This is a genomic window from Pseudomonas sp. CC11G (assembly GCF_056174845.1).
On sequence record NZ_JBWBZC010000022.1, the window covers coordinates 80,123 to 101,783 of the forward strand.

13 protein-coding genes, 3 tRNA genes, 3 rRNA genes and 5 pseudogenes are annotated in these 21,661 nt (G+C 55.0%); 17 read left to right on the forward strand and 7 right to left on the reverse strand.

Annotated elements, in window-relative coordinates:
- The first annotated feature begins 2 nt into the window (after positions 1–2).
- From infC to AC0V2S_RS21930, 8 genes and pseudogenes are all read left to right on the forward strand, one after another.
- On the forward strand, positions 3–578 hold the full coding sequence (gene infC, locus AC0V2S_RS21895; protein ID WP_475511563.1) for a translation initiation factor IF-3: 576 nt from the start codon (positions 3–5) through the stop codon (positions 576–578).
- 17 nt (positions 579–595) lie between these two features.
- Positions 596–790 (forward strand): 50S ribosomal protein L35, encoded by a 195-nt coding sequence (gene rpmI / locus AC0V2S_RS21900; protein WP_090241698.1) that lies wholly within the window; start codon positions 596–598, stop codon positions 788–790.
- Positions 791–819: 29 nt separating this feature from the next.
- A pseudogene (gene rplT / locus AC0V2S_RS21905) lies at positions 820–1,175 on the forward strand (50S ribosomal protein L20).
- A gap of 95 nt (positions 1,176–1,270) precedes the next feature.
- Positions 1,271–2,286, forward strand: a pseudogene (pheS, locus tag AC0V2S_RS21910) (phenylalanine--tRNA ligase subunit alpha).
- A 38-nt stretch (positions 2,287–2,324) separates the two neighbouring features.
- A pseudogene (gene pheT / locus AC0V2S_RS21915) lies at positions 2,325–4,702 on the forward strand (phenylalanine--tRNA ligase subunit beta).
- A gap of 3 nt (positions 4,703–4,705) precedes the next feature.
- A complete protein-coding gene (ihfA, locus tag AC0V2S_RS21920; RefSeq protein ID WP_003243414.1) occupies positions 4,706–5,008 on the forward strand; it encodes an integration host factor subunit alpha in 303 nt (100 codons plus the stop codon).
- Positions 4,989–5,345, forward strand: coding sequence for a MerR family transcriptional regulator (locus AC0V2S_RS21925; RefSeq protein WP_108096684.1), 357 nt, complete (start codon positions 4,989–4,991; stop codon positions 5,343–5,345). Before ihfA ends, AC0V2S_RS21925 begins: the two co-directional genes overlap by 20 nt.
- A gap of 92 nt (positions 5,346–5,437) precedes the next feature.
- A tRNA-Pro gene (locus AC0V2S_RS21930) sits at positions 5,438–5,514 on the forward strand.
- A gap of 140 nt (positions 5,515–5,654) precedes the next feature.
- Here AC0V2S_RS21930 and AC0V2S_RS21935 read toward each other — a convergent pair.
- The gene (locus tag AC0V2S_RS21935; RefSeq protein ID WP_475511564.1) at positions 5,655–6,521 is read right to left on the reverse strand and encodes a prohibitin family protein; all 867 of its coding nucleotides are present in this window, start codon (positions 6,519–6,521) and stop codon (positions 5,655–5,657) included.
- Positions 6,522–7,243: 722 nt separating this feature from the next.
- Between AC0V2S_RS21935 and AC0V2S_RS21940 the strand changes: the two genes are divergently transcribed.
- The 5 genes from AC0V2S_RS21940 (at position 7,244) to rrf (ending at position 12,484) form a co-directional block, all read left to right on the forward strand.
- Positions 7,244–8,780: ribosomal RNA gene (locus AC0V2S_RS21940) — 16S ribosomal RNA — on the forward strand.
- 128 nt (positions 8,781–8,908) lie between these two features.
- A tRNA-Ile gene (locus tag AC0V2S_RS21945) sits at positions 8,909–8,985 on the forward strand.
- A gap of 25 nt (positions 8,986–9,010) precedes the next feature.
- Positions 9,011–9,086: transfer RNA gene (locus AC0V2S_RS21950), tRNA-Ala, on the forward strand.
- A 251-nt stretch (positions 9,087–9,337) separates the two neighbouring features.
- Positions 9,338–12,227: ribosomal RNA gene (locus tag AC0V2S_RS21955) — 23S ribosomal RNA — on the forward strand.
- 141 nt (positions 12,228–12,368) lie between these two features.
- Positions 12,369–12,484, forward strand: a 5S ribosomal RNA gene (gene rrf / locus AC0V2S_RS21960).
- Together the 16S, 23S and 5S rRNA genes with 2 tRNA genes alongside form the textbook arrangement of a ribosomal RNA operon.
- Before the next feature lie 115 nt (positions 12,485–12,599).
- Here the strand turns inward: rrf and AC0V2S_RS21965 are convergent.
- The 5 genes from AC0V2S_RS21965 to acnB form a co-directional block, all read right to left on the reverse strand.
- Positions 12,600–13,043, reverse strand: a complete 444-nt coding sequence (locus AC0V2S_RS21965) for a thioesterase family protein (RefSeq protein WP_475511565.1) — start codon at positions 13,041–13,043, stop codon at positions 12,600–12,602.
- Positions 13,044–13,120: 77 nt separating this feature from the next.
- Positions 13,121–13,810: a polysaccharide lyase family 7 protein gene (locus AC0V2S_RS21970; RefSeq protein WP_475511566.1), complete on the reverse strand. Its 690-nt coding sequence runs from the start codon at positions 13,808–13,810 to the stop codon at positions 13,121–13,123.
- Positions 13,811–13,940: 130 nt separating this feature from the next.
- Positions 13,941–15,164, reverse strand: a complete 1,224-nt coding sequence (gene alaC / locus AC0V2S_RS21975) for an alanine transaminase (RefSeq protein WP_475511567.1) — start codon at positions 15,162–15,164, stop codon at positions 13,941–13,943.
- A gap of 174 nt (positions 15,165–15,338) precedes the next feature.
- Positions 15,339–15,548 carry a YgdI/YgdR family lipoprotein gene (locus AC0V2S_RS21980; RefSeq protein WP_475511568.1) on the reverse strand — a complete coding sequence of 70 codons (210 nt, stop codon included), beginning with the start codon at positions 15,546–15,548 and terminating at the stop codon, positions 15,339–15,341.
- A 138-nt stretch (positions 15,549–15,686) separates the two neighbouring features.
- Positions 15,687–18,296, reverse strand: a complete 2,610-nt coding sequence (gene acnB / locus AC0V2S_RS21985) for a bifunctional aconitate hydratase 2/2-methylisocitrate dehydratase (protein ID WP_475511574.1) — start codon at positions 18,294–18,296, stop codon at positions 15,687–15,689.
- A gap of 332 nt (positions 18,297–18,628) precedes the next feature.
- Here acnB and AC0V2S_RS21990 point away from each other — a divergent pair, with 332 nt between their 5' ends.
- On the forward strand, positions 18,629–19,105 hold the full coding sequence (locus tag AC0V2S_RS21990; RefSeq protein WP_475511569.1) for a DUF1289 domain-containing protein: 477 nt from the start codon (positions 18,629–18,631) through the stop codon (positions 19,103–19,105).
- A gap of 48 nt (positions 19,106–19,153) precedes the next feature.
- Here the strand turns inward: AC0V2S_RS21990 and AC0V2S_RS21995 are convergent, their stop codons facing one another.
- A complete protein-coding gene (locus tag AC0V2S_RS21995) occupies positions 19,154–20,017 on the reverse strand; it encodes a universal stress protein (RefSeq protein ID WP_475511570.1) in 864 nt (287 codons plus the stop codon).
- Positions 20,018–20,175: 158 nt separating this feature from the next.
- On the opposite strand from AC0V2S_RS21995, the gene AC0V2S_RS22000 reads away from it, so the two are divergent.
- The 3 genes and pseudogenes from AC0V2S_RS22000 to AC0V2S_RS22010 form a co-directional block, all read left to right on the forward strand.
- Positions 20,176–20,787, forward strand: a complete 612-nt coding sequence (locus AC0V2S_RS22000) for a MiaE family protein (RefSeq protein WP_475511571.1) — start codon at positions 20,176–20,178, stop codon at positions 20,785–20,787.
- Between the two features lie 164 nt (positions 20,788–20,951).
- Positions 20,952–21,424, forward strand: a pseudogene (locus AC0V2S_RS22005) (MarR family winged helix-turn-helix transcriptional regulator).
- Between the two features lie 41 nt (positions 21,425–21,465).
- Positions 21,466–21,661: pseudogene (locus AC0V2S_RS22010) on the forward strand (multidrug RND transporter); the annotation flags it as partial.

Consider the following 21,661-nt stretch of genomic DNA (forward strand, 5'->3'; position numbering starts at 1 on the left):
AAATGAGACAAGATAAACGAGCTGCACCGAAAGCCCCGATCAACGAGAATATCTCGGCACGCGAGGTTCGGTTAATTGGCGCTGACGGCGAGCAAATTGGCATCGTCTCGATTGATGAAGCGCTTAGAATCGCTGAAGAATCCAAGCTGGACCTGGTAGAGATTTCCGCTGATGCGGTTCCACCGGTCTGCCGCGTAATGGATTATGGCAAGTCGATCTTCGAAAAGAAGAAACAGGTTGCCGCAGCGAAAAAGAACCAAAAACAGGTTCAGGTTAAAGAAATCAAGTTTCGTCCAGGGACGGAGGAAGGGGATTACCAGGTAAAACTACGCAACCTGGTACGTTTCCTTAGTGATGGGGACAGGGCCAAGGTTTCCTTGCGATTCCGCGGCCGTGAGATGGCGCATCAGGAGCTGGGCATGGAGTTGTTGAAGCGGGTTGAAGGTGACCTTGCTGATACGGCACCGTTGAGCAGCACCCGAAGATGGAAGGACGCCAACTTATCATGGTCATCGCCCCCAAAAAGAAGAAATAACCACCAGGGCACGGCAGGCCTTGCGGTTATGTTTATCAACTGAATGCGGAGTATCCGAACATGCCAAAAATGAAAACCAAAAGCGGTGCAGCTAAACGTTTCTTGAAAACCGCTAATGGTTTCAAGCACAAGCACGCTTTCAAGAGCCACATCCTGACCAAAATGTCGACCAAGCGTAAGCGTCATCTGCGCGGCAGCACCATGGTGCATCCGTCTGACGTGGCAAAGGTCGCGCGCATGCTGCGCGTTCGTTAATTTCGGTCAAGAATTAGAGGAAGTTACTCATGGCTCGTGTAAAGCGTGGCGTTGTTGCTCGCCGTCGTCACAAAAAAATTCTGAAACTCGCTAAAGGCTACTATGGTGCACGTTCACGCGTGTTCCGCGTTGCCAAACAAGCGGTAATCAAGGCAGGCCAATACGCCTACCGCGACCGTCGTCAGAAAAAACGTCAATTCCGTGCTCTGTGGATCGCCGTATCAACGCTGGCGCCCGCATCAACGGTTTGTCCTACAGCCGTTTCATCGCTGGCTTGAAAAAGGCAGCGATCGAGATCGACCGTAAGGTTCTGGCTGATCTGGCAGTGAACGAAAAAGCGGCGTTTGCTGCGATTGTCGAGAAAGCGAAAGCCGTTCTGGCTTAAGTCCCCGACAATCACCGGGCTCGCCCGGTGCTAAACGTCACCAATAGGGGAAGAGCCTTCGAGCTCTTCCCCTATTTCGTATCTGGAGTCTGTAAATGGAAAACCTGGATGCGCTGGTCTCTCAAGCACTAGAGGCCGTTCAGCGCGCAGAAGACGTCAATGCCCTGGAGCAAATCCGGGTTCTGTATCTCGGCAAGAAAGGCGAACTGACTCAGGTAATGAAGAGCCTGGGCAACATGTCTGCTGAAGATCGTCCCAAGGTCGGTGCGCTGATCAATGCAGCCAAGGACCGTGTGCAAGACTCGCTCAACAGCCGTAAGGAGTTGCTCGAGCAAGCAGCTTTGAGCACCAAGCTCGCTGCCGAATTTATCGACGTCACCCTGCCAGGCCGTGGTCAATCTTCCGGTGGTCTGCACCCGGTTACTCGTACGCTAGAACGTATCGAGCAGTTCTTCACTCATATCGGGTTCGGCATCGCCGAAGGTCCTGAAGTCGAAGACGACTATCACAACTTTGAGGCGCTCAACATTCCTGGCCACCACCCGGCGCGGGCAATGCATGACACCTTCTATTTCAATGCCAACATGTTGCTACGTACCCATACTTCGCCGGTACAGGTCCGTACCATGGAGTCCCAGCAGCCTCCGATTCGTATCGTCTGCCCGGGCCGAGTCTACCGCTGCGACTCTGATATCACTCACTCGCCGATGTTCCATCAGGTTGAAGGCCTGCTGGTCGATCAGGACATCAGCTTCGCTGACCTGAAAGGCACCATCGAAGAGTTCTTGCGTGTGTTCTTCGAGAAAGATCTGGGCGTGCGTTTCCGTCCTTCTTTCTTCCCGTTCACCGAGCCGTCTGCTGAAGTCGATATGCAATGCGTGATGTGCAGCGGTAAAGGCTGCCGGGTTTGCAAACAAACCGGCTGGCTCGAAGTTATGGCTGCGGCATGGTGCATCCGAATGTGTTGCGGATGTCCGGTATCGATCCTGAAAAGTACCAGGGGTTTGCCTTCGGTATGGGGGTAGAGCGTCTGGCCATGCTGCGTTATGGCGTTAATGACTTGCGTCTGTTCTTCGACAACGACCTGCGATTCCTTGCGCAATTTCGCTAGATCGCTCGTCCGTTAACGTTTTCTAGGAGAAGAACAGAATGAAATTCAGCGAACAGTGGCTGCGTAGTTGGGTAAACCCACAGGTTTCCCGTGATGAATTGGTAGCTCGTTTGTCCATGGCCGGGCTTGAGGTCGACAGCGTTGCGTTGGTCGCCGGCGTGTTCAGCGGTGTGGTAGTTGGTGAGGTGCTGAGCACCGAGCAGCATCCGGATGCAGACAAGCTCCGCGTTTGCCAAGTCAGCAATGGCGCTGAAACATTTCAGGTCGTATGTGGTGCGCCGAATGTACGTCCAGGCCTGAAAGTGCCGTTTGCCATGATTGGCGCCGAGCTATCGGACGATTTCAAAATCAAGAAAGCCAAGCTTCGTGGCGTTGAGTCCAATGGCATGCTGTGCTCGGCTTCCGAGCTGCAGATCAGTGACGAGAATAGCGGTTTGATGGAGTTGGCCGGCGACGCGCCGGTCGGCCAAGACCTGCGCACCTATCTTGGTCTGGATGACGCCAGCATTGAAGTCGACCTCACGCCTAACCGTGGTGACTGTCTGTCTTTAGCTGGTTTGGCGCGTGAGGTCGGAGCGCTTTATGCGGCGCCGGTCAGCCGTCCGTCAGTTGCCGTGGTTCCTGCTGTTCATGATCAGGTTATTTCCGTTGAAGTACCTGCTTCGAAGGCCTGCCCTCGCTACTTGGGCCGCATTGTTCGCAACGTCGACCTGAGCAAGCCAACACCTCTATGGATGGTCGAGCGTTTGCGTCGTTCCGACGTGCGCAGCATCGATGCTGCAGTAGACATTACAAACTACGTGATGCTGGAACTTGGTCAGCCGATGCACGCATTTGATCTCAATGAGATCAATGGCGGTATTCGTGTGCGTATGGCGGAAGAGGGCGAGAAGCTCGTTCTGCTAGATGGTCAGGAAGTATCGCTGCGTGCGGACACATTGGTGATCGCAGACCATCAGCGCGCTCTGGCTATTGCAGGTGTGATGGGGGGCGAACACAGCGGCGTTGCAGTTGGTACTCGGGACTTGTTCCTGGAAAGTGCTTTTTTCGACACCATCGCCGTCGCCGGTAAGGCACGCTCTTATGGTCTGCATACAGACGCGTCTCACCGTTTCGAGCGGGGCGTGGATTGGAATCTCGCCCGTGAAGCGATGGAGCGGGCAACGGGTTTGCTGCTGGAAATCGTTGGCGGTGAGGCTGGTCCGATTATTGAGGTCGCCAGCGCTGCGGACTTACCCGCGACACCTACCGTCACCTTGCGTGCTGAGCGCATCAATCAAATGCTCGGCATGGAAATGGAGGCGAGCGAGATTGAGCGCTTGCTTACCGCTCTCGGTTTGCAGGTGAGTGCTGCCGCCCAGGGGCAATGGCAGATCGTGGTGCCGAGTCACCGGTTCGATATAAGTCTTGAAGTCGACCTGATTGAAGAGCTTGGTCGTCTTTACGGTTACAACCGCCTGCCGGTTCGCTATCCGCAAGCGCGCCTTGCGCCGCAGGCTAAAGCCGAGGCTCGTGCTGAGTTGCCGGCCTTGCGCCGCCTGTTGGTGGCTCGTGGTTACCAGGAAGCGATCACCTACAGCTTCATCGATCCTCAGCTGTTCGCCCTGTTCACTCCAGGCGTTGAACCGCTGATGTTAGCCAATCCTATTTCTTCCGATATGGCTGCCATGCGTTCGTCATTGTGGCCTGGCTTGGTCAAAGCGGTTCAACATAACTTGAACCGTCAGCAAACTCGTGTGCGACTGTTTGAAAGTGCCTGCGTTTTGTTGGCCAGCTTGAAGGCTTGAAGCAGGAGGCGATGCTCGCAGGCGTAATGTGCGGCTCGCGGATGGCCGAAGGTTGGGCGCATGGTCGTGAAACTGTCGATTTCTACGATATGAAAGCCGACGTCGAAGCGCTGTTGGGTTTCTCTGGTGCACAGAGCGCGTTCAGCTTTGTGCCTGGCGAGCATCCGGCGCTGCACCCTGGTCAGACTGCACGGGTTGAGCGTGCGGGTCTGTTAGTGGGTTATGTTGGTGCGATCCATCCGGAGTTGGCCAAAAACCTCGGAATTGATCAGCCGCTTTTCCTTTTCGAACTCGTGCTGGCGGAAGTGGCTCTTGGGCTTTTGCCGAAGTTCCACGAGCTTTCGCGCTTCCCGGAAGTGCGTCGAGACTTGGCTTTACTCGTGGATCAGGGCATTGCCGCTGATGCAGTGTTGGGAGCTATTCGCGAGGCGGCAGGCGAGTATCTGACGGACCTCAAGCTATTTGATGTGTATCACGGTAAAGGTATTGATCCGCATAGAAAAAGCTTGGCCGTTGGCTTGACCTGGCAACATCCATCGCGCACTCTTAATGACGAAGAGGTGAGCACTACAACGCAGAATATCCTCGCCTCGCTTGAAGAAAGGTTCAACGCCACGTTAAGGAAGTAGCGTATGGGGGCTCTGACGAAAGCTGAAATGGCCGAACGTCTGTACGAAGAGCTAGGCCTGAATAAACGGGAAGCCAAGGAATTGGTGGAGCTGTTCTTTGAGGAAATCCGTCAGGCGCTGGAGCTTAACGAGCAGGTAAAGTTGTCCGGTTTCGGCAATTTTGATTTGCGCGACAAGCGTCAGCGTCCTGGTAGAAATCCCAAGACAGGGGAAGAAATTCCAATCACGGCAAGACGCGTGGTCACCTTTCGCCCAGGGCAAAAATTGAAAGCCAGAGTTGAGGCTTATGCTGGAACCAAGTCATAACGACGAGTTACCGCCCATACCTGGTAAGCGTTACTTCACCATCGGTGAGGTTAGCGAGCTGTGTGCGGTGAAGCCGCATGTGCTGCGTTATTGGGAGCAGGAATTCACTCAACTGAATCCTGTGAAGCGACGCGGCAATCGGCGGTACTACCAGCGCCAGGATGTGCTGATGATTCGGCAGATCCGAGCCCTTCTTTACGATCAAGGCTTCACCATTGGCGGAGCGCGTCAGCGACTGTCCGGCGATGAGGCCAAAGACGACACCACGCAGTACAAGCAGCTCATTCGGCAAATGATTGCTGAGCTTGAAGAGGTTTTGCTGGTATTGCGTAAGTAATAACGTGCTTTCGAAAACCTTCCACTTTTCAAAAGCTTAATGTATAGTCCGATCCGCTTTCGGGTTGTTGGAAAGCGGATTAGATGTACAGTCGGGGCGTAGCGCAGTCCGGTAGCGCACTAGCATGGGGTGCTAGGGGTCGAGTGTTCGAATCACTCCGTCCCGACCATATTTTAAAAAAGCCAATCACTGCTGTGGTTGGTTTTTTTTTGCCTTCTGTTTTTAGGCGGTAGCCGAGCGAGTGGCTTGTGCGGCCTCAAGTTCAACACCGCCAACCGCTTAAGCGTTGGCGGTGTTGGCTGGCGCGAATTACTCGTTTTTCTTGGCCGCATCTATAAAGGGAAGGGTGCTGTTAGGAAGCATGGTGGTTGGCAGCGTTCCATCCCAGCGCTCAGCCTTGGTCAGCTCCACAAGATTTTGGTTGCTGGCGAGTGCTTGTGCGCGGGCTTTGATCGCGTCGGCTTCGGCTTCACCGCGTAGGCGGGTCGCTTCCGCGTCTGCCTTGGCTTCTGCCAATTTGGAGTCGGCTTCGGCCTGGGCCTGGGTGACTCGAATCTGAGCTTGGACTTGTTCTGTCGCCAGCATTTGCTCGCGGGTTTTCACTTCTACCTCGGCTTTCATGCGCAAGGCGATAGAGCGCTCATAGTCGTCGCTGAAATCGATGTTCTCAACTTGCACGCCATCGATTACAACGGGGCCGTTGATCGACTCCTTGATGGCTTTAGCGACATCTGCCACGAACTTGCCGCGTTGCTGCACGGCGGTGACCGCGTTGTATTGACCAAACACGTTTTCCACCTGCGTGGGCACCTGGCGGCTGATCAGGCGGGAGACGAGGCCGTCGAGGTCCTGGTACTGGGTATAAACCTTCGAAACTTCTCCTGGAACCACGTGCCAAGAAACTGAAACTTGCAGGGTCGCGGTCTGTTGATCCTTGCTGTACGCCTGCAGCTCGCGGTAGGACGTCGCCTGGCTTTGCACTGAAATGAACTTTACCTTCTCGATAAAGGGGGTCTTGAATGACAGGCCTGGTTCTATCACGCCCACTAAGGCGCCGTTGCGCAGTAATACGCCGCGCTCGGTTTCATCGACGGTGTACCAGGATGTGGAAATTACTAGCAGTGCAACGGCTGCGGCTATGGCGGCTCCAACGCCCTTACTGTTGAGTCCTTGCATGTTGCTTCCTTATATAGTTGTACTGGATGTTGGGCTGGCCGGGGGTAGCCAAGCTGGGGCTAGCTTATAGATGGTTAATCACGAGGTCTGCTAAGTGAGTCACCTCGCATTTGCTTCGTGGTAGGTGGCCGGGATTGTGGGCGCGCGCGATTTGCCATTTGTGCTCCCTTATTTCAGAATCATTTCAATAATGGCTTGACGGGTTTTCGTGGGTGCTTATAATGCGCACCACTTCCGGCGCGGAAGGCTCTTAAAACTTCAAGTTAATCAATGAGTTAGCTGAAAATTAAGGGTTGCAAAGCAGAGAGATCTGCGTAGAATGCGCCGGGCTGACAAGATTGAGTTTTAGTCTTGTTGGCCGATCGTTAAGTTGATCGAAAGCGGTTTAAAGAGGGTGTTGACAGCGGTTTGAAACGCTGTAGAATTCGCCTCCCGCTGACGAGAGACTGAAGTTGATCGGAGGCGCAAGCGGTTGAGTTTGAAAAGAAATTTTCGAAATCGCTTGACGGAATAAGAGGCTGCTGTAGAATGCGCGCCTCGGTTGAGACGAAAGAATCAACCAACTGTTCTTTAACAACTGAATCAAGCAATTCGTGTGGGTGCTTGTGAGGTAAGACTGATAGTCACTAGATTGTCAGCATCACAAGTAACACTCGTTAATTTGAGAGTTTTTTGCGATTGCTGAGCCAAGTTTAGGATTTTTACAAAATCCGATTATGTTTGAACTGAAGAGTTTGATCATGGCTCAGATTGAACGCTGGCGGCAGGCCTAACACATGCAAGTCGAGCGGATGAGAGGAGCTTGCTCCTTGATTCAGCGGCGGACGGGTGAGTAATGCCTAGGAATCTGCCTATTAGTGGGGGACAACGTTTCGAAAGGAACGCTAATACCGCATACGTCCTACGGGAGAAAGCAGGGGACCTTCGGGCCTTGCGCTAATAGATGAGCCTAGGTCGGATTAGCTAGTTGGTGAGGTAATGGCTCACCAAGGCGACGATCCGTAACTGGTCTGAGAGGATGATCAGTCACACTGGAACTGAGACACGGTCCAGACTCCTACGGGAGGCAGCAGTGGGGAATATTGGACAATGGGCGAAAGCCTGATCCAGCCATGCCGCGTGTGTGAAGAAGGTCTTCGGATTGTAAAGCACTTTAAGTTGGGAGGAAGGGCAGTAAGCGAATACCTTGCTGTTTTGACGTTACCGACAGAATAAGCACCGGCTAACTCTGTGCCAGCAGCCGCGGTAATACAGAGGGTGCAAGCGTTAATCGGAATTACTGGGCGTAAAGCGCGCGTAGGTGGTTCGTTAAGTTGGATGTGAAATCCCCGGGCTCAACCTGGGAACTGCATTCAAAACTGTCGAGCTAGAGTATGGTAGAGGGTGGTGGAATTTCCTGTGTAGCGGTGAAATGCGTAGATATAGGAAGGAACACCAGTGGCGAAGGCGACCACCTGGACTGATACTGACACTGAGGTGCGAAAGCGTGGGGAGCAAACAGGATTAGATACCCTGGTAGTCCACGCCGTAAACGATGTCGACTAGCCGTTGGGAGCCTTGAGCTCTTAGTGGCGCAGCTAACGCATTAAGTCGACCGCCTGGGGAGTACGGCCGCAAGGTTAAAACTCAAATGAATTGACGGGGGCCCGCACAAGCGGTGGAGCATGTGGTTTAATTCGAAGCAACGCGAAGAACCTTACCTGGCCTTGACATGCTGAGAACTTTCCAGAGATGGATTGGTGCCTTCGGGAACTCAGACACAGGTGCTGCATGGCTGTCGTCAGCTCGTGTCGTGAGATGTTGGGTTAAGTCCCGTAACGAGCGCAACCCTTGTCCTTAGTTACCAGCACGTTATGGTGGGCACTCTAAGGAGACTGCCGGTGACAAACCGGAGGAAGGTGGGGATGACGTCAAGTCATCATGGCCCTTACGGCCAGGGCTACACACGTGCTACAATGGTCGGTACAAAGGGTTGCCAAGCCGCGAGGTGGAGCTAATCCCATAAAACCGATCGTAGTCCGGATCGCAGTCTGCAACTCGACTGCGTGAAGTCGGAATCGCTAGTAATCGTGAATCAGAATGTCACGGTGAATACGTTCCCGGGCCTTGTACACACCGCCCGTCACACCATGGGAGTGGGTTGCACCAGAAGTAGCTAGTCTAACCTTCGGGAGGACGGTTACCACGGTGTGATTCATGACTGGGGTGAAGTCGTAACAAGGTAGCCGTAGGGGAACCTGCGGCTGGATCACCTCCTTAATCGACGACATCAGCTTCCTTATAAGCTCCCACACGAATTGCTTGATTCATTGCGAAAGACGATTGGGTCGTCCTTGAAGTTTAAGGAGGATCAGTTACGAGTTGTCAGCCTAGTAGCCCGAACAATTGGGTCTGTAGCTCAGTTGGTTAGAGCGCACCCCTGATAAGGGTGAGGTCGGCAGTTCGAATCTGCCCAGACCCACCAATTGTTGTGGAAGAAGCCTCAGTTAGGGGCCATAGCTCAGCTGGGAGAGCGCCTGCCTTGCACGCAGGAGGTCAACGGTTCGATCCCGTTTGGCTCCACCACGACGACAAGTAAGAGTTCAGAATTGAGTATTCACCGATTGGTTGAATATTGAATTCTGGTCTTTGACTAGAAAGTATTAATCGTTCTTTAAAAATTTGGGTATGTGATAGAAAGATAGACTGGATAGCACTTTCACTGGTGTTTATTCAGGCTAAGGTAAAATTTGTGAGTTCTCTTGAGAGATCAAGAGTATTTCGAATTTTCGGCGAATGTCGTCTTCATAGTATAACCAGATTGCTTGGGGTTATATGGTCAAGTGAAGAAGCGCATACGGTGGATGCCTTGGCAGTCAGAGGCGATGAAAGACGTGGTAGCCTGCGAAAAGCTTCGGGGAGTCGGCAAACAGACTTTGATCCGGAGATGTCTGAATGGGGGAACCCACTTAACATAAGTTAAGTATCTTGCACTGAATACATAGGTGTAAGAAGCGAACCAGGGGAACTGAAACATCTAAGTACCCTGAGGAAAAGAAATCAACCGAGATTCCCTTAGTAGTGGCGAGCGAACGGGGACTAGCCCTTAAGTTGATTTGAGATTAGCGGAACGCTCTGGAAAGTGCGGCCATAGTGGGTGATAGCCCTGTACGCGAAAATCTCTTATCAATGAAATCGAGTAGGACGGAGCACGAGAAACTTTGTCTGAATATGGGGGGACCATCCTCCAAGGCTAAATACTACTGACTGACCGATAGTGAACTAGTACCGTGAGGGAAAGGCGAAAAGAACCCCGGAGAGGGGAGTGAAATAGATCCTGAAACCGTATGCGTACAAGCAGTGGGAGCCCACTTTGTTGGGTGACTGCGTACCTTTTGTATAATGGGTCAGCGACTTATATTCAGTGGCGAGCTTAACCGAATAGGGGAGGCGTAGCGAAAGCGAGTCTTAATAGGGCGTTTAGTCGCTGGGTATAGACCCGAAACCGGGCGATCTATCCATGGGCAGGTTGAAGGTTGGGTAACACTAACTGGAGGACCGAACCGACTACCGTTGAAAAGTTAGCGGATGACCTGTGGATCGGAGTGAAAGGCTAATCAAGCTCGGAGATAGCTGGTTCTCCTCGAAAGCTATTTAGGTAGCGCCTCGTGTATCACTGTTGGGGGTAGAGCACTGTTTCGGCTAGGGGGTCATCCCGACTTACCAAACCGATGCAAACTCCGAATACCAACAAGTGCGAGCACGGGAGACACACGGCGGGTGCTAACGTCCGTCGTGAAAAGGGAAACAACCCAGACCGTCAGCTAAGGTCCCAAAGTCATGGTTAAGTGGGAAACGATGTGGGAAGGCTTAGACAGCTAGGAGGTTGGCTTAGAAGCAGCCACCCTTTAAAGAAAGCGTAATAGCTCACTAGTCGAGTCGGCCTGCGCGGAAGATGTAACGGGGCTCAAACCATGCACCGAAGCTACGGGTATCACTTAGGTGATGCGGTAGAGGAGCGTTCTGTAAGCCTGTGAAGGTGAGTTGAGAAGCTTGCTGGAGGTATCAGAAGTGCGAATGCTGACATGAGTAACGACAATGGGTGTGAAAAACACCCACGCCGAAAGACCAAGGTTTCCTGCGCAACGTTAATCGACGCAGGGTTAGTCGGTCCCTAAGGCGAGGCTGAAAAGCGTAGTCGATGGAAAACAGGTTAATATTCCTGTACTTCTAGTTATTGCGATGGGGGGACGGAGAAGGCTAGGCCAGCTTGGCGTTGGTTGTCCAAGTTTAAGGTTGTAGGCTGACTGCTTAGGTAAATCCGGGCGGTTAAGGCTGAGAACTGATGACGAGTGCTCATTAGAGCGCGAAGTGGTTGATGCCATGCTTCCAAGAAAAGCCTCTAAGCTTCAGATAACTAGGAACCGTACCCCAAACCGACACAGGTGGTTGGGTAGAGAATACCAAGGCGCTTGAGAGAACTCGGGTGAAGGAACTAGGCAAAATGGCACCGTAACTTCGGGAGAAGGTGCGCCGGTGAGGGTGAAGCATTTACTGCGTAAGCCCATGCCGGTCGAAGATACCAGGCCGCTGCGACTGTTTATTAAAAACACAGCACTCTGCAAACACGAAAGTGGACGTATAGGGTGTGACGCCTGCCCGGTGCCGGAAGGTTAATTGATGGGGTTAGCTAACGCGAAGCTCTTGATCGAAGCCCCGGTAAACGGCGGCCGTAACTATAACGGTCCTAAGGTAGCGAAATTCCTTGTCGGGTAAGTTCCGACCTGCACGAATGGCGTAACGATGGCGGCGCTGTCTCCACCCGAGACTCAGTGAAATTGAAATCGCTGTGAAGATGCAGTGTATCCGCGGCTAGACGGAAAGACCCCGTGAACCTTTACTATAGCTTTGCACTGGACTTTGAATTTGCTTGTGTAGGATAGGTGGGAGGCTTTGAAGCGAGGACGCCAGTTCTTGTGGAGCCAATCTTGAAATACCACCCTGGCAACTTTGAGGTTCTAACTCTGGTCCGTTATCCGGATCGAGGACAGTGTATGGTGGGTAGTTTGACTGGGGCGGTCTCCTCCTAAAGAGTAACGGAGGAGTACGAAGGTGCGCTCAGACCGGTCGGAAATCGGTCGTAGAGTATAAAGGCAAAAGCGCGCTTGACTGCGAGACAGACACGTCGAGCAGGTACGAAAGTAGGTCTTAGTGATCCGGTGGTTCTGTATGGAAGGGCCATCGCTCAACGGATAAAAGGTACTCCGGGGATAACAGGCTGATACCGCCCAAGAGTTCATATCGACGGCGGTGTTTGGCACCTCGATGTCGGCTCATCACATCCTGGGGCTGAAGCCGGTCCCAAGGGTATGGCTGTTCGCCATTTAAAGTGGTACGCGAGCTGGGTTTAGAACGTCGTGAGACAGTTCGGTCCCTATCTGCCGTGGACGTTTGAGATTTGAGAGGGGCTGCTCCTAGTACGAGAGGACCGGAGTGGACGAACCTCTGGTGTTCCGGTTGTCACGCCAGTGGCATCGCCGGGTAGCTATGTTCGGAATAGATAACCGCTGAAAGCATCTAAGCGGGAAACTAGCCTCAAGATGAGATCTCACTGGGACCTTGAGTCCCCTGAAGGGCCGTCGAAGACTACGACGTTGATAGGTGGGGTGTGTAAGCGTTGTGAGGCGTTGAGCTAACCCATACTAATTGCCCGTGAGGCTTGACCATATAACACCCAAGCAATTTGCTTAATCGCAGATTGACGGTGTGAAGACGAAAGAACCGAAAATTCGCAACACACAAATTACCGAATCCGAAAAACACATACCCAATTTGGAGTAACGCGAAAGCGAGACTCCACCCGAATTGCTTGACGACCATAGAGCATTGGAACCACCTGATCCCATCCCGAACTCAGTAGTGAAACGATGCATCGCCGATGGTAGTGTGGAGTTTCTCCATGTGAGAGTAGGTCATCGTCAAGCTTAAATTCCAAACCCCTCATTCGCGCAAGCGAGTGGGGGGTTTGTTTTTGCGCCGAGAAAAGTTAGCGCGCGTTTGCACCAGGCGCACGCGGCGCTTGGTGCGGAACGGAACGGCTTAGTTCAGCCAGTTAACCTTGCTGAATTTACCGAAGAACTCTTCCGGCATTGGCACAACCTTCGACACGCTGTAGTCGAAGAACACGAAACCCGATTTGGCCATCGCAATCAGGCTGTTATCGGCAGGGCGTGTGATGCGAAAGGTGATATCGCCGCCATATTTGTTGAAGTCCATAACGCCAACCTCAAACAGCAGTTGATCCCGCGCATGCGCTTCGGCCTTATAGGTTGTGGCCAGGTCCGTGACGATAATGCCGAGGCCCGTTCCGTTGGTTTCCTGAATGCCAAAATCAAACAGAAAGCGTGCACGTGCCTCGGAGATCATGGAAATCATCGAGTCATTGCCCAAGTGATTGCCTGCATTGATATCGGTAACCCGAACGGTCAGGTGGGTGCTGTAGCAAAATTGATCTTCAGGGAATTGCAGCTGCAGGCGGGCCATTTCAGTCTCTATAGCGTGGGCGGAAGTGAGCGCATTTTACCCGGCTAAAGGCGCCTGTACTTCACGCTATTGCGCCTTTAACGATGAACGCTATTCAGCCAGTAAAACGTCACGCGGCCTCCCTCATTGGTCGGGCCATAATTGTCCTGAATATACGCGCCAGCCTTGAAGTAAAAGCGCTGGTTGCCCCAGTAACCACTTAACTGCCGATAGTACGAACCGCCGTCTCCGTCGGTACTCTGCACTTGGATACCTAATTTGCCTGTCGGCGTAAGGCGAACGTCATAGCTAAAGCGCTCATTGAGCTGCACATTCTCGGCGAGCAGAATGTTTTCCACCTCGCTGTCGCCTGGGCGCTTGCGTACCAGCGCTTCTAGCCGGCCAACTCCTCGCAGGTAGTGATATTGCAGCTTAAGCAGAGGATCATTCTGGCTCCCCGGTTGATCGTCACTGTGAATCTGACCAATGATGATCTTGCCTTTACTAGGCACCTGATCCACCGATAAAACAGCACTCAAATAGCTATCGGCGAGCTGGTACGGCCAATAGCTGAGCGTGCCATCGGTTTGGGTTTCGCGTAACTCTGTGCGCGGGTAATGGCTGTCTTCGGTGGTGCTGCCGGTAACCGGCACCCAGAAGGTGATGCTGTGATCGGTATGGCGGCGAAAGTACTGGCTCTGGTAGCCGTTATTAAGGCGGGCGGTGTCGATAGAAGTGGCGGAACCGTGAGCGGGGACCGTCAGGTTCCAAGTCGTGAGATCAAGCATCAGAAGGGCCTTGTCCGGGAAAGAAAAAGTACCCGTTCGGTAACCCTCGGCACGACAAGTTCAGCGGTAATGGATGAGCGGGGGCCACCGTTAATCCAACAGTGGCTCCGCTAGAGCATATGTTCCGTCGTTAAACGGTGTCGCCCTTACCTTTAGCCAGCAGGCCGTCCGTACGGAACATGGCCTTTATGCCGCGAACCGCCTGGCGAATACGGTCCTGGTTTTCGATCAAGGCGAAGCGCACATGATCATCGCCGTAATCCCCGAATCCGAGGCCCGGCGAAACGCAGACCTTAGCTTCAGCCAGCAATTTCTTGGCAAACTCCAGCGAACCCAGCTTCGCATACGGCTCCGGAATCTTGGCCCACACGTACATTGATGCTTTCGGGTTCTCCACCATCCAGCCCGCCTCATGCAGTCCGCGCACCAGCACATCGCGGCGCTGTTGGTAGTTGGCGGTAATCTCATGCACGCACGTCTGATCGCCTTCCAGAGCCGCAATCGCGGCTACCTGCAACGGCGTGAAGGTGCCGTAGTCGTGATAGCTCTTGATCCGCGCCAGTGCGTTTACCAGCTCCGGGTTGCCGACCATGAAACCGATGCGCCAGCCCGCCATGTTGTAGCTCTTGGACAGGGTGAAGAACTCCACCGCGATATCCTTGGCGCCCGGCACCTGCATGATCGACGGAGCTTTCCAGCCGTCATAGACGATATCGGCATACGCCAGGTCATGAACCACCAGCACGTTGTACTGCTTGGCCAGGGCGATGATGCGCTCGAAGAAATCCAGCTCCACGCATTGTGCGGTGGGGTTGGACGGGAAGCCGATAATCAGCATCTTCGGCTTCGGAATGCTTTCGCGAATGGCGCGCTCTACTTCAGCGAAGAAGTCGACACCGGGCACCAATGGCACCGAGCGCACCTGAGCGCCGGCGATCACGGCGCCATAGATATGAATGGGATAGCTGGGGTTAGGTACCAGTACCGTGTCGCCCTGGTCCAGGGTGGCCAGCATCAGGTGCGCCAGGCCTTCCTTCGAACCGATGGTGACGATCGCTTCATTTTCCGGATCGATCTCTACTTGATAGCGATCCTTATACCAACGCGAAATCGCCCGACGCAGGCGTGGAATGCCGCGTGAAGTCGAGTAGCCGTGGGTATCTTCACGTTGCGCAACCTGCACCAGCTTTTCCACGATATGGGGCGGCGTGGCGCCATCGGGGTTGCCCATGCTCAGGTCGATGATGTCTTCGCCGCGCCGACGCGCAGCCATCTTCAGCTCAGCCGTGATATTGAAAACGTAAGGGGGGAGACGATCGATGCGCGCAAAGCGGCGCGGAGCTTGTTCAGCCATGTGTTCCTCGAAGACGTAAGCGCCCGGAACCGTCCGAGCGACGTTGGCCAGTGCACTGGCCAGTGGCGAAGATAAGTGGGGCCGTTACGCTTGTCGAGAGGGCAGCAGAAATTTCAACTGTCTGTACTGCATAAAAGATCCCGTAACTGCAGGACCTTTCGTCGCATCGATTACTCAGCGCTCCAGCATTTGCTTCACGGAGGACTGCGGGATTTGCTGCGTACGACCTTCGCTATCTTCGAACTCCAGCATGCCGGTTTTTTTGTCCAGCTCAGGTTTGCCATCGCTGGTGAGCATCTGGCCGTCGGTGGTCGTGATGATGTATTCGCTTGAGCAGCCGGCGAGGGCGGTAAGGCAAAGAACAGCAAGAACCCAGTGCTTCATGATGAACTCCCGGTTGGCAAACAAGGGCGTCGCAAGAGGGCGCGCCACGCCTTTACCCTAGCAGGGCTCTGCCTTCCTGCCAGCGCGCCCATAAAAAAGCCCCGCACTAGGCGGGGCTCTTTTTGAGGCGGTGTAACGTTACGCTTGAACGACCGGAATCTGGGCGTTCGCGGCAGCGTCGCGGAATTCCGCGATCTGGTCGAAGCTCAGGTAGCGGTAAACGTCGGCAGCCATGCTGTCGATGCTCGCCGCGTATTCCATGTATTCGGCAACGGTAGGCAGCTTGCCGAGGATGGACGCTACAGCGGCCAGTTCAGCAGATGCCAGGTACACGTTGGCGCCATCGCCCAGACGGTTCGGGAAGTTACGGGTCGACGTCGACACAACGGTCGAGTTCGCCGCTACACGTGCTTGGTTACCCATGCACAGCGAGCAGCCCGGCATTTCCATGCGCGCGCCGGCTTTGCCGTAGATGCCGTAATAGCCTTCTTCGGTGAGCTGGTGTGCGTCCATCTTGGTCGGCGGCGACAGCCACAGACGCGTTGGGATCGAACCTTTGACCTTTTCGAGCAGCTTGCCGGCAGCGCGGAAGTGGCCGATGTTGGTCATGCACGAACCGATGAACACTTCGTCGATCTTCTCGCCCTGAACGGTCGAGAGCAGACGAGCGTCGTCCGGGTCGTTCGGCGCGCAGAGCACGGGCTCTTTGATGTCGGCCAGGTCGATTTCAACGATTTCGGCGTATTCGGCATCGGCGTCAGCCGACAGCAGTTCCGGATTGGCCAGCCAGGCTTCCATCGCTTGAGCGCGACGTTCCATGGTGCGTGCATCGCCGTAACCTTCGCTGATCATCCAGCGCAGCAGGGTGATGTTCGACGTCAGGTATTCAGCAATGGCTTTTTCCGGCAGCTTGATGGTGCAACCTGCAGCGGAACGTTCGGCCGAGGCGTCGGACAGTTCGAAAGCCTGTTCAACGGTCAGCTCGTCCAGACCTTCGATTTCCAGAATGCGGCCGGAGAAGGCGTTGATCTTGCCCTTCTTCTCAACGGTCAGCAGGCCGTTCTTGATGCCGTAGTAAGGGATGGCATGTACCAGGTCACGCAGGGTGATGCCGGGTTGCAGTTTGCCCTTGAAGCGCACCAGAACCGACTCAGGCATGTCCAGCGGCATAACGCCGGTGGCAGCGGCGAAGGCAACCAGGCCGGAACCGGCTGGGAACGAGATGCCGATCGGGAAGCGGGTGTGCGAGTCACCACCGGTACCGACGGTATCCGGCAGCAGCATGCGGTTCAGCCAGCTGTGGATGATGCCGTCGCCAGGACGCAGGGACACGCCGCCACGGGTGCGGATGAAATCCGGCAGGGTGTGGTGGGTGGTTACGTCGATGGGTTTCGGGTAGGCCGCGGTGTGGCAGAAGGACTGCATTACCAGGTCAGCCGAGAAGCCCAGGCACGCCAGGTCTTTCAGTTCGTCACGGGTCATTGGACCGGTGGTGTCCTGAGAGCCGACGGTGGTCATTTTCGGTTCGCAGTAGGTGCCAGGACGGATGCCCTTGCCAACTGGCAGACCGCACGCCTTGCCGACCATTTTCTGCGCCAGGGTGTAGCCCTTGCCGGTATCGACAGGTGCTTCCGGCAGCTTGAACAGATCGGTTGGGCCCAGGCCCAGCTCGGCGCGTGCTTTCTCGGTCAGGCCACGGCCGACGATCAGCGGAATACGGCCACCAGCGCGAACTTCGTCCAGCAGAACCGGGGTTTTCAGTTCGAAGGTGGTGAGGACTTCATCGGTACCGTGCTTGCAGACTTTGCCAGCGTGCGGGTACAGGTCGATCACGTCGCCCATGTTCATGTTCGACACGTCGAACTCGATCGGCAGTGCGCCGGCATCTTCCATGGTGTTGTAGAAGATTGGAGCGATTTTCGAGCCGAAGCAGAAACCGCCAGCGCGCTTGTTCGGCACGTACGGAATGTCGTCGCCGAAGAACCACAGCACCGAGTTGGTGGCGGATTTACGCGAAGAGCCGGTACCGACCACGTCACCGACGTAAGCGATAGGGAAGCCTTCGCCGCGCATGGTTTCGATCTGCTTCATCGGGCCGATGGCGCCTTGAACGTCAGGAACGATGCCCTCACGCGCCATTTTCAGCATGGCCAGGGCGTGCAACGGGATATCCGGACGGGACCAGGCGTCTGGCGCCGGGGACAGGTCGTCGGTGTTGGTTTCGCCGGTTACTTTGAAGACGCGCAGGCTGATCTTGTCGGCCAGGGTAGGGCGCTTCTTGAACCACTCGCCGTCAGCCCAGGACTGCAGCACGCCTTTGGCGTGTTCGTTACCGTTCTTGGCTTTTTCGGCTACGTCGTGGAACGCATCGAACATCAGCAGCGTGTGCTTGAGTTGTTCGGCTGCGGTAGCGGCCAGCTCAGCGCTGTCCAGCAGCTCAACCATAGTGGCGATGTTGTAACCGCCTTGCATGGTGCCCAGCAGTTCAACAGCGCGTTGCTTGCTGATCAGCGGGGAGCTGGCTTCGCCTTTGGCGACAGCGGAAAGGAAACCGGCTTTAACGTAGGCAGCTTCGTCTACGCCTGGCGGTACGCGGTTGGTGATCAGATCAACGAGGAATTCTTCCTCGCCTGCAGGCGGGTTTTTCAGCAGATCAACCAGGCCGGCAGTTTGTTCGGCGTTTAGCGGCTGGGGCACGATACCCTGAGCTGCACGCTCTGCAATGTGTTTGCGATAGGCTTCAAGCACAGTTATTACCCTCATCAGTGGTCCCATAGGGTTGTCCGGGACGCATCCAGAAGCTGCTTTCAAAGTTTTACGCCTGCAGGACGTTTTGATGAGGGCTGGCTGGACTGTCGGTGATTCGTGACAACCCAGCCAACTGCGTTCCTGCGGGATTAACTGTGCTCGTGACGCTTTGAAAACAGCTTCTAACGGACATCACGCCTAAGAATGGCCCGACGATTCTACTGGAAAAGCGCAGTAAAGGTAAGACAAACCCCTACATACACCGGGGTGACCCTCCTTAGACAAAGGGCTAAGATGCCGGCCTGTTCTTCCTGCCCTGTAATCGTCTGCCTATGTCCAATCACCGTATCAAAACGCCCTGCGTCGGCCTCTGCTCTACCGTTTACGGGGATCTGGTCTGTCGCGGCTGCAAGCGTTTTCATCATGAGGTGGTGAATTGGAACCTTTATAGCGACGAAGAAAAGCGCGCCGTCTGGCTTCGGCTGGAAATTCTCCTCGTTCAGGTAATGGCGGCAAAAGTCGATGTATTCGACCCTCCGCGCCTGCGCCAGCAGCTTGAACAGCGGCAAATCCGCTTCGTACCTGAACAATCGGAATATTGCTGGGCCTATCAGTTGATTGCCCGTGGCGCGCGGGTGATCAATCAGTTGGAGGCCTATGGCATGGTGCTGCTGCCGGAGTTTCGTGACTGGACGCTGCCCGAACTACGCGATGCCATCGACCGCGAGTTCTTCCTTTTATCGGAAGCGCACTACGACCGCTACATCGCCCCGCGCTTTCTGCGTGACGGGATGGAAAGCCGGGTTTGACCCCATAAAAAAACCGCCAGACAGGGCGGTTTTTTCAAACGGTAAAGATCAACGTTGCTCGACCAATTCCTCAAGGTGGGCAATTACGGTGTCCGGCTTGAGCACCAGCACATCGCTTTCCAGCATATCCAGCACCACTTCGGCGGTATTGCCGATCAGCGCACCGGAAAGACCGGTGCGGGCCACAGTGCCCATTACGGTTACCGCGGCGCCGAGCTTCTTGGCCATAAAGGGAATCAGCACATCGGCAGGCCCTTCAAGGATATGCAGCTGCTCATCGCTAAACCCGTACTCCTCCTGAAAACTTCGGCATTGGTCGCGGTAGCGCGCTTCGATGGTTTCCCGCAGCTGGAATACCGGATCGGCAGACGCCAGCATCGGCGAGGGGTGAGCATTGATTACATGCAAACTGCCTTTGGCCAGCCCGGCAATTTCGTACGCATGATTAATGATGCTGGAATGCAGGGTGCGGTGTTCGCCGTCGGAGTTGCCGACGTCTACCGCCGCCAGAATTACGCTTTCAGCCCACGGCCGTTCGGTTTTTACCATCAGTACGGGGCAAGGCGAGTAGCGCAGCAGCTTCCAGTCTTCCGGGGTGAGCAGGGCTTTTTTCAGCGGGTTGTCGGGGCGGTGGTCTTTGATGATCAGGCCGCAACCTTCGGCTTGCTGAACGGTAATGATGGTGTGGTGCAGGTTGTCGTGCCAGGTCTGCTGGCTCGAGACGCTGTAGCCATCCTGGCGCAACGCATTGCTCAGCACATCGAGCATGCCGGAGTGGTCATGCTTTTTGTCGCATACGAGCAGGTGCAGGTGCGACTGGGTAACCCCAGCGATCAGCTTGGCGCGTTTTAGCGCGAAGCCTTCGGGGTGTTCGGGTTCGATGATCACCAGGATGCTGCGAACGGCTTGCATGGTCGTGTCCTCACTGTGCAGACGGCTTATGCGCGCGGCCGTCACTATAGGTTTAGCCCACCGCCGCGCTTGCTGATGCAGATCAAGCCTTTCCCACGCGCGTAAGACCGCGCAGCCCCGTATAATCCCGCGCCTGCCCCATAGCCCAGCCGTGATTTATGCCCGTACTTCCTGAAATCGATGCCTTTCTGTTGTGCCCCACACCCGCCAGTTGGGTGGCTGCGGCGTTGAATAACCTCGATATCCTGCTTATCGACCATGCCAATAATGAAAAGAAAGCCGCCGGCTCGGCCTTTCAGTTCATGTTCCAGTACAGCAACAAGCTCGACCTGCAGAACAAGATGTCGCGGCTGGCCCGTGAAGAACTGCGCCATTTCGAGCAAGTGCTGGGGTTGATGAAAAAACGCGGCATGCCTTGGTTCAACGTGGGCTCGGCGCGTTATGCAGGCGCCTTGCGCAAGCTGATCCGCACCCACGAACCCTATCGCCTCACCGACTCGCTGCTAGTCGGCGCGATCGTTGAAGCCCGTTCCTGCGAGCGCTTCGCGGCGATCGCCCCGCATCTGGATGAAGAACTGGGCAAGTTTTACAGCAGCCTGCTGAAGTCCGAAGCGCGGCACTTTCAGGACTACCTCAAGCTCGCCTACCAATACGGCGACGAGGCGGATATCCAGGCCAAGATCGCGGAAATCGCCGAGAAAGAGCGCGAATTGATCGAGTCGCCCGACGCCGATTTCCGCTTCCACAGCGGCGTTCCTGCCGTTAGCTAAACCTCTTCCCCTACGCAAAAATACGAAACCGTCCGAGATCTATCGGACGGTTCGATCGTACCTATCCGAAATAAACCGCTAGCAAGCTAACTAATTCGTTGACTTTAACTGCCTAGGCAGTAAAATTGGACGCCCTACCTGCCTAGGCAGCTATCGGTGATTCCATGACCCATTACACCCCTGAAAATTTCGAGTTCGTGCGTATCGGCATTCTGGTCGGGCGCGCGTCGTTGCTCAAAGACCGTCTCCTCGACGGGTACCTGGTGCCCCACGGCATCACGTCCGCGCAGTTCAAAGTACTGATGATCATCCTGCAGGGCTTCAACACCCCGGCCGACCTGTGTCGGCATCTGTCGCTCGACAGCGGTTCCATGACCCGCATGCTCGATCGCCTGGAGCAGAAAACGCCTGATCAGCCGCACCCGCAGCGAAAAGCGACCGCCGCCAGATCCGCTTGTCGCTCACCGAAGAGGGGCGGGCGCTCAAGCCTTGCTGCCGACCATCGGCCGCAGCGGCCATGAATGATTTCACCGAGGTGCTTACGCCAGCGGAACTGCAAACCTTGGAAAGCCTTCTGAAAAAGATGCTGCTCGCAGCCGGCGACTCTCTGATATCCGAACGTTTTGGTGACGTGTGAACCGATCCTTGAAAACCAGCCTGAGCCTGACGTTCGCTGCCATGCTGCTCGCCGGCTGCGCTAACTACAGTGGCCTCGACACCCAGGGCGTCAGCCTTGACGCGCAAAGCCTGAAAGCCGGGCAAAGCCTCAATGGCATCACACTCTGTCGCCGGCCGCCTGGCCGCAGCGCGACTGGTGGAAGGGCCTGGGCGATAACCAGCTCGAGGCCTGATCAGCGAAGCGTTGCGCGACAGC